We start from the raw sequence: 12,330 nt of genomic DNA, 5'->3' as shown, positions 1-12,330 counted from the left end.
AGTAAAGACCGGGATCACTGGCCGACCCTGCTCGGCAATTCCTGGCGATCACCCGCATCAGCCGAAAGGAGAGCACTGTGCACCGGACGCTCATTGTGGCCCGTATGAATCCGGCGGATGCCGCGTCGGTCGCCAATATCTTCGCCGAATCGGACGCCACCGAACTGCCCCACATGATCGGGGTGGACCGGCGGACGCTGTTCCGTTTCCACGACCTGTACTTCCACCTGGTCGAGGCGGACCAGTCCATCAACCGGGACCTGTACAAGGCCCGCAGCCACCCGCTGTACCAGGACATCCACGACAAGCTCGCGCAGTTCATCAGCCCGTACGACCCGGCCTGGGCGGAGCCCAAGGACGCCATGGCCGAGCCGTTCTACACCTGGACGCCGGACAAATGACCGTCGCCGGGGCCGGCACCGCAGCCCGAGAGGAGAACAACGTGAGCACCACGTCAGCCACGAAGGTCTCGTGGAGCGACGTAACGCCGAACCGTCGGCGTGGCGGTGACGTCCGCATCATGCTCAGCCCGAAGACGGTGAAGTCGACGACCGGGTTCGGCGGAATGCTCACCCTGGAGCCGGGCGAGTTCGTCTGCGAGCACATCCACCCGTACTCCGAGGAGTCGATCTACGTGGTGAGCGGTCAGATCACCATGCGGATCGACACCGAGTACGTGGACCTCGGGCCGGGTGAGGCGTGCCTGGTGCCGATCAACGTCAAGCACCGGGTGGAGAACCGGGGCCAGGAACCGGCCAAGGTGATCTTCCACCTCTGCCCGCTGGCCCCCCGTCCGGAGCTGGGCCACATCGACACCGAGTTCCTGCCCGGCCGGGAGAACGAGCCGGCGCCCCAGGTCGGAGGGCACCTGTGAGCACTCCGCGCGTAGCGGTCACCGGGATCGGCGTGATGGCGCCCGGCGGCGTGGGCCGCCAGGCGTTCTGGGACATGCTGACCGCCGGCCGGACCGCCACCAGGCGCATCACCTTCTTCGACCCGTCGAACTTCCGCTGCCAGGTCGCCGCCGAGATCGACTTCGACCCGGCGAAGCTGGGCCTGACCCCGCAGGAGATCCGGCGGATGGACCGGGCCGCCCAGTTGGCGGTGGTCGCCACCAACGAGGCGGTGCTCGACAGCGGGCTCACCCTGGACGACCTCAACCCGACCCGGACCGCGGTGACCGTCGGCAACGCGGTCGGCTGCACGATGGGCCTGGAGACCGAGTACACCGTGGTCTCCGACGGCGGTCGCAAGTGGATCGTCGACCACGAGTACGCCGTACCGGAGATGTACGACTACTTCGCGCCCAGCTCGCTGGCCCGCGAGGTGGCCTGGGCGACCCGGGCCGAGGGGCCCACCTCGGTGGTCTCGTCCGGCTGCACCTCCGGCATCGACGCGCTCGGCTACGCGGCCAACCTGATCCGGGAGGGTTCGGCGGACGTCGTCATCGCCGGCTCCACCGACGCGCCGATCTCGCCGATCACGGTGGCCTGCTTCGACGCGATCCGGGCCACCTCCACCTTCAACGACACCCCGGAGTCGGCCTGCCGGCCCTTCGACGGCAACCGGCGCGGCCTGATCCTCGGCGAGGGCGCGGCCATGTTCGTGCTGGAGAACGCCGAGTCGGCCCGCCGGCGGGGCGCGCAGATCTACTGCGAGATCGCCGGGTACGCCACCCGCGCCAACGGCTTCCACATGACCGGCCTCAAGCCGGACGGCCGGGAGATGGCCGAGGCGATCCGGCTGAGCATGGACCAGGCGCGGCTCAACCCGGAGGACATCCACTACGTCAACGCGCACGGTTCGGGCACCAAGCAGAACGACCGGCACGAGACGGCCGCCGTCAAGGCCAGCCTCGGCCAGCACGCGTACGCCACCCCGATGAGCTCGATCAAGTCGATGGTGGGGCACTCGCTGGGCGCGATCGGCTCCATCGAGGTGGCCGCCTGCGCCCTCGCGGTCAAGCACAACGTGGTGCCCCCCACGGCCAACCTGACCACCAGGGACCCCGAGTGCGACCTGGACTACGTACCGATGGTCGCGCGGGAGCACCGGACCGACGCCGCGCTCAGCGTGGGCAGCGGGTTCGGCGGTTTCCAGAGCGCGATCCTCGTCGTCGACCCCGAGGCGGTGCCGGCATGAAGACAGCGGTGGTGACCGGCCTGGGCGTGATGGCGCCCAACGGCATGGACACCGAGACCTTCTGGTCGAACATCCTGGACGGCAAGAGCGGCATCAACCGCATCCAGCGGTTCGACGCCCCGAGGTACCCGGTGAAACTGGCCGGTGAACTCGCCACCTTCGACCCGGCCGAGCACGTGCCGAGCCGGCTGCTGGTGGAGACCTCGGCGATGAGCCACCTGGCCCTGGTCGCCGCCGACAAGGCGATCAAGGACGCCGAGGTGGACCCCAGCCAGCTGCCCGAGTACGAGCTGGGTGTGATCACGGCGAACGCCACCGGCGGCGTCGAGGTCGGCCAGCGGGAGCTGGAGAAGCTCTGGACCCAGGGCCCGGAGCACGTCAGCGCGTACATGTCGATCGCCTGGTTCTACGCGGCGACCACCGGCCAGCTCTCCATCCGGCACAAGTTCCGCGGGCACTGCGGGGTGGTGGTCTCCGAGCAGGCCGGCGGCCTGGACGCGATCGGCCACGGCCGGCGGGTGCTGCGCCAGGACCACCGGCTGGTGCTGGTCGGCGGCACCGAGTCGGCGATGTCGCCGGCCGGCGTGGTCGCCCAGATCCCCACCAACAACCTCAGCACCAGCGACGACCCGGCCGCCGCGTTCCTGCCGTTCGACGTACGGGCCGGCGGGTACGTCCCGGGCGAGGGCGGCGCGATCCTGGTGATCGAGGACGCCGACAGCGCCCGCGAGCGCGGCGCGCCCCGGGTGTACGGGGAGATCGCCGGCTACGCGGCCACCTTCGACCCGCGTCCGGGCGGCGACCGGCCGCCGACGCTGGAGCAGGCGGCCCGGCTGGCGCTGGCCGACGCCGGTGTCGAACCCGGTGACGTGGACGTGGTCTTCGCCGACGCGTACGGCGTTCCGGAGCTGGACCGGGCCGAGGCGGCGGCGATCACCGCGATCTTCGGCCCGAACGGGGTGCCGGTGACCGCGCCGAAGACGATGACCGGCCGGATCTACGCGGGCGCGGGCGCGCTCGACACGGTCACCGCGCTGCTCTCCATCCGCGACGGCGTGATCCCGCCGACGGTCAACGTCGGCACCCTCGCCCCGGGCTGCGACATCGACCTCGTCCGGGAGCGTCCCCGTACCGCGCCGGTGCGTACCGCGCTGGTGCTCGGCCGGGGCCACGGCGGCTTCAACTCCGCCGTCGTGGTCCGCGCCACCTCGTGACCCCCACCAACCACGAACGACCTGGAGGCCCTGCCATGCGTGAGATGACCCTGGACGACCTGACGCGCGTGATCCGCGCGACGGTGGGCGTGGACGACTCGGTCGACCTGTCCGCCGACATCCGGGACACCCAGTTCACCGACCTCGGCTACGACTCGCTGGCCGTGCTGGAGGTGGTCAGCCGGCTGGAGAAGGAGTTCCCGGCGTCGGTGCCCGAGGAGAAGATCAGCGACCTGCGTACCCCGCGCGAGCTGATCGACTTCGTCAACGCCCAGCTGCACGCGGCGGCGTGACGATGGCGAAGAAGACCGAGTGCGCGGTCGTCATCGACGCGCCGATGGACCTGGTCTGGGACATGACCAACGACGTGCCGAACTGGCCGGACCTGTTCACCGAGTACGCCTCGGCGGAGGTGCTGGAGCGGGACGGCAACACCATCCGGTTCCGGCTGACCATGCACCCCGACGAGCAGGGCAAGGTCAACACCTGGGTCTCCGAGCGCAGCTCCGACCCGGCCACCCGGACGGTGCGGGCGCACCGGATCGAGACCGGCCCGTTCGAGTTCATGAACATCTTCTGGGCGTACCGGGAGGTGGACGGCGGCGTCGAGATGCGCTGGGAGCAGGAGTTCCACGTCCGCGAGGAACTCCCCTTCGACGACGAGCAGATGGCCGCGCACCTGCTCAAGAACTCGGCCATCCAGATGGCGGCCATCAAGGAACGGATCGAGAAGGCCGCCGTCGCCCGCTCCTGAGCCGGCGCAACCCCTACCTGGAGGACTGATGGAACAGCTACTTGCCGGCAAGAACGCCCTGGTCACCGGCGGTACACGCGGGATCGGCCGGGCGATCGTGCTGACCCTGGCACGGGCCGGGGCGAACGTGGTGACCTGCTACCGCTCCGAGGGCGAGGCCGTGGAGAGCCTGGCCCGGGAGCTGAAGGACACCCCGGGGCAGCACCACCTGGTCCGCGCCGACGTCGGCGACCCGGAGCAGATCAGCAACCTGCTGGACGAGGTGAAGGTCCGCCTGGGCAGCCTGGACGTGGTGGTCAACAACGCCGGCGTGATCAGCCACATCGGCTACGACGACCTGACGCTGGACGACTGGCACCAGGTCGTCGACACCAACCTCACCGGCACCTTCCTGGTCATCCAGAAGGCGCTGCCGCTGATGGGCGCGGGCGCGTCGGTGGTCAACATCGGCTCCCGGGTGGCGAAGGTGGGCATCCCGATGCGGGCCCACTACACCGCCGCCAAGGCCGGCCTGGTCGGGCTGACCCGGTCGCTCTGCAAGGAGCTGGGCCGGCAGGGCATCCGGGTCAACCTGGTCGAGCCGGGCGTCATCGCCACCGAGGAGATGGCCCGGCTCACCGCGGAGCAGCGGGCCGCCATGGAGGCCCGGTACGCCCAGCTCACCTCGCTCGGCCGGCTCGGCCACGTGGACGAGGTCGCCGAGGTGGTGCTCTTCCTGGCCAGTGACAAGTCCCGCTACGTCAGTGGCGCGCAAATCCCCGTCGACGGAGGTATCTGATCATGAGTGGCACGACGTTCCGGGTCATGCTGCGGTTCGACATCAACCCGGGGATGGAGGCCGACTTCGAGCAGACCTGGCTCTCCATCGGCAGCGTCATCACCGACCACCCGGCCAACCTCGGCCAGTGGCTGATGAAGGACTCCACCCAGGACTCCACCTACTACGTGATCAGCGACTGGGTGGACGAGCCCCGGTTCCGCGAGTTCGAGCACAGCGACGAGCACGTGGAGCACCGCAAGAAGCTGCACCCGTACCGGCACGGCGGGGCGATGTTCACCATGAACGTCGTGTTCGCGCTGCCGGCCGGTGAGGCCGCGAAGGCACTGCGGTGAGCACCGCCGGTCGGGCCCGGGTGATGGTCTGGCACCGCGCGCCGGCCGACGACGTCGACGCGGTCGCCAAGGCGTACGACCAGATCAGCCGGCACCTGGAGGGTACGCCGGGGCTGATCGGCAACGAGCTGCTGCGTTCCACCACCGACCCGCACCGGATGGTGGTGCTCAGCGAGTGGGAGAGCCTCGCGGCGTTCCGGGTCTGGGAGGAGGGCGTCTCGCACCGCCCGTCCACCTCGCCCCTGCGGCAGTACCAGGACCGTGAGCTGCCGAACTTCTTCGAGGTGTTCGAGGTGACGGCGGCGTTCTGAGCGCCGCCGGTACGTCCAGCGGTGGCCGGAAGACCCGCGGGGGCTTCTTCCGGCCACCGAACGCCCGCATTGGGAGGCCGAACGATGACCGACACCCTGCCCCGGGTGGGTGCCGCCCGGACCACCGACGACTGGCTCGCCTGCACCCGGTGCCGGTCGCTGGTCTACGGCAAGCGCCTGGCCCGCACCCTGTGGGTCTGCCCGGACTGCGGGCACCACTCCCCGCTGACCGCCTGGCAGCGCATCGACCACCTGGTCGACCCGGGCTCGGTCGAGGTGCTGCCCGCCGTGCCGGCGGCCGACGACCCGCTCGGGTTCGTCGACACCCGCCCGTACCCGGACCGGCTGCGCGAGGCGCGGGCGACGACCGGCCTGGACGAGGCGGTGGTCTGCGTGCGGGCCACCGTGCACGACCGGCCGCTGGTGCTGGCGGTGATGGACTTCCGGTTCATGGCCGGCAGCCTGAGCACCGCCGTCGGCGAGGCGATCGTCTGCGCCGCCGAACGGGCGCTGGCCGACCGGGTGCCGCTGGTGCTGGTCACCGCCTCCGGGGGCGCCCGGATGCAGGAGGGCATCCTCTCCCTGCTCCAGATGGCCAAGACCAGCCAGGCGCTGGCCGAACTGGACGCGGCCGGCATCCTCACCGTCTCGCTGATCACCGACCCGACGTACGCCGGGGTGGCCGCCTCGTTCGCCACCCTGACCGACGTGATCGTCGCCGAACCGGGTGCCCGGCTCGGGTTCACCGGCCCCCGGGTGATCGAGCAGACCATCGGCGAGACGCTGCCCGAGGGCTTCCAGAGCGCCGAGTTCATGCTCGCGCACGGCCTCATCGACGACGTACGCCCCCGGGCGGAGCTGCGCGCCACCCTGGCCCGGCTGCTCGGCGCGACCCGCCGGGCCGACCTCGCCCCGCCCCGCGACCCGCTGATCCGCGACCACGACCAGCTCCCCGACGTGGACCCGTGGCAGACCGCGCAGCTCGCCCGGCACCCGGACCGGCCGACCACCCTCGACTACGTCGCCCACCTGCTGGACGACTTCCAGCCGCTGCGCGGCGACCGGATGGCCGGCGAGTGCCCCGCCATCGTCGGTGGCCTCGGCGTGCTGGAGGGGACCGGGGTGATGCTGATCGGGCACCAGAAGGGGCACACCACCCACGAGCTGATCGAACGCAACTTCGGCATGCCCAGCCCGGAGGGGTACCGCAAGGCCGCCCGGCTGATGCGGCTGGCCGGCAAGCTCGGCATCCCGGTGGTCACGCTGATCGACACCCCCGGCGCGTACCCGGGGGTGACCGCGGAGCAGCGCGGCCAGGCGGTGGCGATCGCCGAGAACCTTCGGCTGATGTCGCAGCTGCCGGTGCCGATCGTCGCGGTGGTGACCGGTGAGGGCGGCAGCGGCGGCGCGCTCGCCCTCGGGGTGGCCGACCGGGTGCTCTGCTTCGCCAACACCACCTACTCGGTGATCAGCCCGGAGGGCTGCGCGGCGATCCTCTGGCGGGACCGGGCGATGGCCCCGCGCGCCGCGCAGGCGCTGCGGGTCGACGCCCGGCAACTGCTGCGGATGGGGGTGGTCGACGCGGTGATCCCCGAGCCGGAGGGCGGTACGCACACCTCCGCCGTCACCGCCGCCGGGCTGCTGCGCGACGCGCTCACCACCGTGCTGGGCGACCTGCTGGCCCGGCCGCACGAGCAGTTGATGACCGAGCGGCACCACCGGCTGCGGCACGCCGGTAGCACCACCGGCACCGACCCGGGACGGCCGGCATGAGGGTCGACAACCTCTACGTGGTCGGCACCGGACGCCGGCTGCCGCCGGTGATGACCCTGGAGGAGGCCGAGCGGGCCGGGCACTGCGAACGCCGGCTGGTGTGGCGTACCGAGATGTCGTCGGTCTGCGTCAGCACCGACGAGTCCGGGCCGGAGCTGGCCGCGCACGCCGCGCGGACCGCGTTGCGGCAGGCCGGCGCCCGGCCGGAGGAGATCGACCTGGTCCTGCACGCGAACACCTGGTACCAGGGGCACGACATGTGGGCCCCGGCCTCGTACGTGCAGCGGGAGGCGGTCGGCAACGCCTGCCCGGCGATCGAGGTACGGCAGATGTCCAACGGCGGGCTGTGCGCGTTGGACCTGGCGGTCAGCTACCTGCTCGGCGACCCGGGCCGGACCAGCGCGCTGGTCACCACCGGGGACCGGTTCGCCGCCCCCGCCTTCGACCGCTGGCGCAGCGACCCGGGCACCGTGTTCGGTGACGGCGGTACCGCGATGGTGGTGTCCCGCCGCCCCGGGTTCGCCCGGCTGCGCAGCATCGTCACCGTCGCCGACGCCGGTCTGGAGCAGATGCAGCGCGGGGTGGACCCGTTCGGGGTGGTCCCGCTGCACACCCGCGCCACGGTGGACGTGGAGACGCTGCGGCAGGACTTCGTCCGGGCCAGCGGCCTGGACGGCATCCTCGACCGGATCGACCGGGGCCAGTCCCAGGCGATCGACCGGGCGCTGGCCGACGCCGAGGTGACCCTCGACGACATCGACTGGTTCGTGCTGCCGAACCTCGGGCGGGGCCGGCTGAACGCCCACTTCTTCCAGAAATTCAAGATCGACCCGGACCGGACCACCTGGTCCTGGGGACGGCAGGTCGGGCACCTCGGCGCCGGTGACCAGATCGCCGGGCTGGGGCAGATCGCCGACTCCGGCGTGCTGCAACCCGGCCAGCGGTGTCTGCTCGCCGGCGTGGGCGCGGGCTTCACCTGGTCGTGCGCCGTGGTCGAGATGCTCCGCCGACCACCCACCGCCAACCGGCCGACCCGGTCGGCCGGTGTCCCGCGTACCGCCAGAAGGGGATGAGAGGCCGATGACCTCCACCGCAGCACCCATTCCACCCACCGAGAAGACCTTCCTCGGCCAGCCCCGCTGGTTCGGCACCCTGTTCGTCGTCGACATGTGGGAGCGGTTCAGCTTCTACGGCATGCTCGCCATCCTGGCGCTGTTCCTGGTCGCCGACCCGGCCGACGGCGGGATGGGCATGTCCGAGGTGGACGCCGCCGCGCTGTTCGGCATGTACATGTCCCTGGTGTTCATGGCGGCGCTGCCCGGCGGCTGGCTGGCCGACCGGGTGCTCGGCGCGCGGCGGGCCACCCTGTGGGGCGGCGTCTTCATCACCGCCGGGCACATCTTCCTGTCGGTGCCGGCCGAGCCGACCCTGTACCTCGGGCTGGGTTGCATCATCGTCGGCACCGGCCTGGTCAAGCCGAGCATGGCGGCGATGGTCGGCGACATGTACCAGGGCCAGCCCGAGCGCCGGGAGGCGGCGTTCTCGCTGTTCTACATGAGCGTGCAGGTCAGCGCGCTGCTGGCCCCGCTGATCACCGGCTTCGCCGCCGAGAAGATCAACTGGCACCTGGGCTTCGGCATCGCCGCGTTCGGCATGGTGATCGGCCTGATCCAGTACGTGGTCGGGATGCGCGGCCTGGGCGACGTGGGCTCCAAGCCGTCGAACCCGGCCCCGCCGGAGGTACGGACCCGGGTGTGGCGGCGGTCGGCGCTCTACGGCGGCGTACCGGCCGTGCTCGCCGTGGTCGGGGTGGCCTCCGGGGTGCTCGCCCTCCAGCAGGTGCTGATGGTGCTCGGTCTGATGGTGCTCGGGGTGCCGGTCGTCTACTGGGTCCGGCTGAACCGCCGCCCGGAGATCCAGCCGTACCGGGTGCGGCTGCGGGCGTTCCTGTGGATCCTGATCGCCTCGTCGTTCTTCTGGCTGATGTACGCCCAGGGCCCCGCCCTGATGAACATCTTCGCCAAGGACTCGGTGGACCGGGACGTGTTCGGCTTCGAGGTGCCGGCGAGCTGGTTCCAGTCCGCCCAGCCGCTGTTCCTGCTGCTGCTCGCGCCGGGCTTCGCCGCGCTGTGGGTGAAGCTCGGCTCCCGGGTGGCGGTGCCGCCGAAGTTCGTCGCCGGCATGCTGCTCGGCGGCGTGTCGTTCGTGATCATGGCGGTCGCGGCGTCGCTGGCGGAGAGTTCCCCGGTGTCGCCGCTGTGGCTGCTCACCGTCTACCTGATCATCGTCTGTGGTGAGCTGGTCGTCGCGCCGGTCGGGCTGAGCCTGGCCGCCCAGGTCGCCCCGCCCGGCTTCTCCAGCCAGATGATCGGGCTGTTCTGGCTGTTCGCGGCGGTCGGCGCGGCCTCCGGCGGCCAGCTCGCCGGCCTCACCGCGGTGGTCGCCGAGTCCACCTTCTACCTGATCCTCGGCGGCATCGGGCTCACCGTGGCGGTGCTGCTGGCGTTCGCCGCCCGCTCGCTGACCCGACGCCTGGCCGACGAACCCGCCGCCCCGGTCGCGCCGACGACGCCGTCGCCGACCGAAGGAGTGAAATCCTTGAACTGAACGGAGTCCACCATGCCGACCGATGACGCCAACGCCGTCCTCAGTGTCGACGCGCCGAACACCGTGCTACGCGGCGGACCGGGCCGGGCCGGCCGGACCGCCGACCGGCTCTGCCACACCGACGGGACGCAGGCGACGCTGAAGGTCCGCAGCGGCAACTGCTACGACCACTTCCGGGAGGATCCGGACCAGGCCGCCGAGCAGGACGGACGTACCCTGCGGGTGTTCACCTGGTCGCACCGCACGTACGTGGCGGAGTGACCGGGACCCGATATGTAGTATGGCTATAGGTCGGGACACGTCGAGGATGGGAGAGACCTGATGAGGACCCTGGTAGCGGTGTTGATCGGTCTCGTCGCCGGGTTCTTCGCCGGCATCGTGCTCGACCAGGTCATCGGCGTGATCGGTCTGCTCACCTCCGACGACGGGCCGACCGGCTTCCGGTTCCTGCCGCTGGTGCTCGCCGCCGTCGGCGCGGTCGTCGCCGTCCTCGTCGACCGGTCCCGGCAGCGTGGGGGCAACCCGCCCCGCCGCTGACCCGCTCCGCACCCGACGGGCGCCCGCCATCCCCACGATGGCCGGCGCCCGTCGGCGTGTCCCCGGGTGGCCGGCGGTGCGATCCCGGTACCGGCAGGTCGGCCTGCCGGCCCTGCCGGCGTCCAGATGATCTCCAAGCGCGCTTCGAGCCGTCCTCCAAGCGGGACTGCCACGCTGGGCCAGCCACGATCCGGGAGGAGTCACTCGTGTACGACGAGACAACACCAGTACTGATCGTCGGGGGTGGGGTGGTGGGGCTCTCCACCTCCCTGTTCCTGTCCTCGCACGGCGTCGGGTCGGTGCTCGTCGAACGCCACCCGGGCACCGCCATCCACCCACGGGCCTGGGGCTGGTACCCGCGCACCCTGGAGCTGTACCGCACGGTGGGGCTCACCGACGCGATCTACGCCGAGAGCGCCGGCTTCGCCGGCCACGTGCTCAACGGCAAGGTCGAGTCGCTCACCGGCCGGGAGATCCACATGTCCCGGATCCCGGACGAGGAGGACGTCAGCGACATCAGCCCGATCGAACGGCTGGTCTCGCTGCCGCAGGACCGGATCGAGCCGCTGGTGCTCGACCGGGCCCGGGAACTCGGCGGCGACATCCGGTTCGGCGTGGAGCTGGTCGACCTCGCCCAGGACGACGACGGCGTCACCGCCACCGTCCGGGACCGGGAGACCGGCGCGCAGCGCACCATCCGGGCCGACTACCTGGTCGCCGCGGACGGCACGCACAGCCCGATCCGGGAACGGCTCGGCATCCGCCGGCACGGCCGGGGCGTGGTCCGGCACCAGATGAGCATCCTGTTCCGGGCCGACCTGTCCGGGCCGCTGAACGGCCGGCGGTTCGCCATCTGCCAGGTGGAGAACGAGCACGTCGAGGGAATCCTCGGACACGACGACTCGCTGCGCCAGGGCACCCTGATCGTCACCTACCACCCGGAGCGGGGCGAGAGCCCCGACGACTTCACCGACGAACGCTGCGTCGAGCTGGTCCGGGCCGCCGTCGGCGTACCCGACCTCGAGGTCGGGCTGCGCAGCGTCATGCCGTGGGAGATGGGCGCGCTGGTCGCGGAGCGGTTCCACGCCGGCCGGGTCTTCCTGGTCGGCGACGCCGCGCACGTGGTCCCCCCGGTCGGCGGGTACGGCGCGAACACCGGCATCCACGACGCGCACAACCTGGCCTGGAAGCTGCACGCCGTGCTGACCGGACTCGCCTCCCCCGCGCTGCTGTCCACGTACGACACCGAACGGCACCCGGTCGGGGTGACCGTGATGACCCAGGCCGGGCTGCGCCTGGCCAGCCGGGGCGGGTTCGCCACCCCGGAGCAGCGGGCGGCCGTCCAGGACACCCTGACGGTGACCTTCGGGTACGGCTACGACTCCCCGGCGGTCGTCGCCGAGCCGGGCGACACCGTGCCCGCCGCCCCGCCCGGCCCCGGCGGGGTACGCACCGCCACGCTGGTCGACCCGCGTCAGCTCGACGGCCGACCCGGCACCCGCGCGCCGCACCTGTGGCTGCGCCGCGACGGGGAGCGGATCTCCACCCTGGACCTGTTCGGCCGGCGTCCGGTGCTGCTGCTCGGCCCGGCGGCCGAACCGTGGCGGACCGCCGCCACCGCCGCCGCCAAGCGCCTCGGCGTCGACGTGGACGTGTACCGGGTCGGCGCCGACCTGGTCGAGGAGGACCGCTCCTGGCCGCAGGCGTACGGGGTCGCCCCCGAGGGCGTGGTGCTGGTCCGGCCGGACGGCTTCGTCTGCTGGCGCTCGCCGGCCGGCGCGGAAGCCACCGAGAGCACCGTCGAACGGGTCCTCGGCGCGCTGCTGCACCGCTGAGCCACCGGGGTCCCGCCCAGGTCCCGTGCCCCGCCGGGGCCCCG

15 protein-coding genes are annotated in these 12,330 nt (G+C 71.8%); all 15 read left to right on the top strand.

The features are described from left to right. Positions 1-77: 77 nt before the first annotated feature. Positions 78-401, top strand: coding sequence for a TcmI family type II polyketide cyclase (locus tag PVK37_RS16770; protein ID WP_275028338.1), 324 nt, complete (start codon positions 78-80; stop codon positions 399-401). A gap of 41 nt (positions 402-442) precedes the next feature. After that, positions 443-874 carry a cupin domain-containing protein gene (locus PVK37_RS16765; RefSeq protein WP_275028337.1) on the top strand — a complete coding sequence of 144 codons (432 nt, stop codon included), beginning with the start codon at positions 443-445 and terminating at the stop codon, positions 872-874. Continuing rightward, on the top strand, positions 871-2,142 hold the full coding sequence (locus PVK37_RS16760; protein WP_275028335.1) for a beta-ketoacyl-[acyl-carrier-protein] synthase family protein: 1,272 nt from the start codon (positions 871-873) through the stop codon (positions 2,140-2,142). Before PVK37_RS16765 ends, PVK37_RS16760 begins: the two co-directional genes overlap by 4 nt. Then, entirely contained in the window at positions 2,139-3,356 is a 1,218-nt protein-coding gene (locus tag PVK37_RS16755) for a ketosynthase chain-length factor (RefSeq protein ID WP_275028334.1), read from the top strand. The genes PVK37_RS16760 and PVK37_RS16755 overlap by 4 nt, the downstream gene beginning before the upstream one ends. A 35-nt stretch (positions 3,357-3,391) precedes the next feature. After that, entirely contained in the window at positions 3,392-3,649 is a 258-nt protein-coding gene (locus PVK37_RS16750; protein WP_275028333.1) for an acyl carrier protein, read from the top strand. A 2-nt stretch (positions 3,650-3,651) separates the two neighbouring features. Beyond that, complete coding sequence (locus tag PVK37_RS16745; protein ID WP_275028331.1) at positions 3,652-4,110, top strand: SRPBCC family protein; 459 nt, start codon at positions 3,652-3,654, stop codon at positions 4,108-4,110. Between the two features lie 28 nt (positions 4,111-4,138). Next, on the top strand, positions 4,139-4,888 hold the full coding sequence (locus PVK37_RS16740) for an SDR family NAD(P)-dependent oxidoreductase (RefSeq protein ID WP_275028330.1): 750 nt from the start codon (positions 4,139-4,141) through the stop codon (positions 4,886-4,888). 2 nt (positions 4,889-4,890) lie between these two features. Next, complete coding sequence (locus PVK37_RS16735; protein ID WP_275028329.1) at positions 4,891-5,223, top strand: antibiotic biosynthesis monooxygenase family protein; 333 nt, start codon at positions 4,891-4,893, stop codon at positions 5,221-5,223. Beyond that, positions 5,220-5,534 carry an antibiotic biosynthesis monooxygenase family protein gene (locus PVK37_RS16730; RefSeq protein ID WP_275028327.1) on the top strand — a complete coding sequence of 105 codons (315 nt, stop codon included), beginning with the start codon at positions 5,220-5,222 and terminating at the stop codon, positions 5,532-5,534. Before PVK37_RS16735 ends, PVK37_RS16730 begins: the two co-directional genes overlap by 4 nt. 84 nt (positions 5,535-5,618) lie before the next feature. Next, positions 5,619-7,307 carry an acetyl-CoA carboxylase carboxyltransferase subunit alpha gene (locus PVK37_RS16725; protein ID WP_275028325.1) on the top strand — a complete coding sequence of 563 codons (1,689 nt, stop codon included), beginning with the start codon at positions 5,619-5,621 and terminating at the stop codon, positions 7,305-7,307. Further along, the gene (locus tag PVK37_RS16720; protein ID WP_275028324.1) at positions 7,304-8,380 is read left to right on the top strand and encodes a ketoacyl-ACP synthase III family protein; all 1,077 of its coding nucleotides are present in this window, start codon (positions 7,304-7,306) and stop codon (positions 8,378-8,380) included. Before PVK37_RS16725 ends, PVK37_RS16720 begins: the two co-directional genes overlap by 4 nt. A gap of 7 nt (positions 8,381-8,387) precedes the next feature. After that, positions 8,388-9,914, top strand: coding sequence for a peptide MFS transporter (locus PVK37_RS16715; protein WP_275028322.1), 1,527 nt, complete (start codon positions 8,388-8,390; stop codon positions 9,912-9,914). A gap of 12 nt (positions 9,915-9,926) precedes the next feature. After that, positions 9,927-10,175 (top strand): DUF5988 family protein, encoded by a 249-nt coding sequence (locus PVK37_RS16710; RefSeq protein WP_275028321.1) that lies wholly within the window; start codon positions 9,927-9,929, stop codon positions 10,173-10,175. Positions 10,176-10,235: 60 nt separating this feature from the next. Next, positions 10,236-10,451: a DUF5957 family protein gene (locus PVK37_RS16705; protein ID WP_275028320.1), complete on the top strand. Its 216-nt coding sequence runs from the start codon at positions 10,236-10,238 to the stop codon at positions 10,449-10,451. Between the two features lie 206 nt (positions 10,452-10,657). Next, complete coding sequence (locus PVK37_RS16700) at positions 10,658-12,286, top strand: FAD-dependent monooxygenase (protein WP_275028319.1); 1,629 nt, start codon at positions 10,658-10,660, stop codon at positions 12,284-12,286. The last annotated feature ends 44 nt before the right edge of the window (positions 12,287-12,330 follow it).

This window comes from Micromonospora cathayae, assembly GCF_028993575.1.
GTDB lineage: Bacteria > Actinomycetota > Actinomycetes > Mycobacteriales > Micromonosporaceae > Micromonospora > Micromonospora cathayae.
The sequence above is the reverse complement of the archived record's forward strand: the minus strand, read 5'-3'. Positions and strand labels throughout refer to the sequence as shown.

Bases quoted from the DNA above. Each gene is read 5' to 3' on its own strand.
- PVK37_RS16745 (WP_275028331.1), top strand. From the start codon at position 3,652: ATGGCGAAGAAGACCGAGTGCGCGGTCGTCATCGACGCGCCGATGGAC.
- PVK37_RS16735 (WP_275028329.1), top strand. From the start codon at position 4,891: ATGAGTGGCACGACGTTCCGGGTCATGCTGCGGTTCGACATCAACCCG.
- PVK37_RS16720 (WP_275028324.1), top strand. From the start codon at position 7,304: ATGAGGGTCGACAACCTCTACGTGGTCGGCACCGGACGCCGGCTGCCG.
- PVK37_RS16715 (WP_275028322.1), top strand. From the start codon at position 8,388: ATGACCTCCACCGCAGCACCCATTCCACCCACCGAGAAGACCTTCCTC.
- PVK37_RS16725 (WP_275028325.1), top strand. From the start codon at position 5,619: ATGACCGACACCCTGCCCCGGGTGGGTGCCGCCCGGACCACCGACGAC.
- PVK37_RS16705 (WP_275028320.1), top strand. From the start codon at position 10,236: ATGAGGACCCTGGTAGCGGTGTTGATCGGTCTCGTCGCCGGGTTCTTC.
- PVK37_RS16750 (WP_275028333.1), top strand. From the start codon at position 3,392: ATGCGTGAGATGACCCTGGACGACCTGACGCGCGTGATCCGCGCGACG.
- PVK37_RS16710 (WP_275028321.1), top strand. From the start codon at position 9,927: ATGCCGACCGATGACGCCAACGCCGTCCTCAGTGTCGACGCGCCGAAC.
- PVK37_RS16755 (WP_275028334.1), top strand. From the start codon at position 2,139: ATGAAGACAGCGGTGGTGACCGGCCTGGGCGTGATGGCGCCCAACGGC.
- PVK37_RS16740 (WP_275028330.1), top strand. From the start codon at position 4,139: ATGGAACAGCTACTTGCCGGCAAGAACGCCCTGGTCACCGGCGGTACA.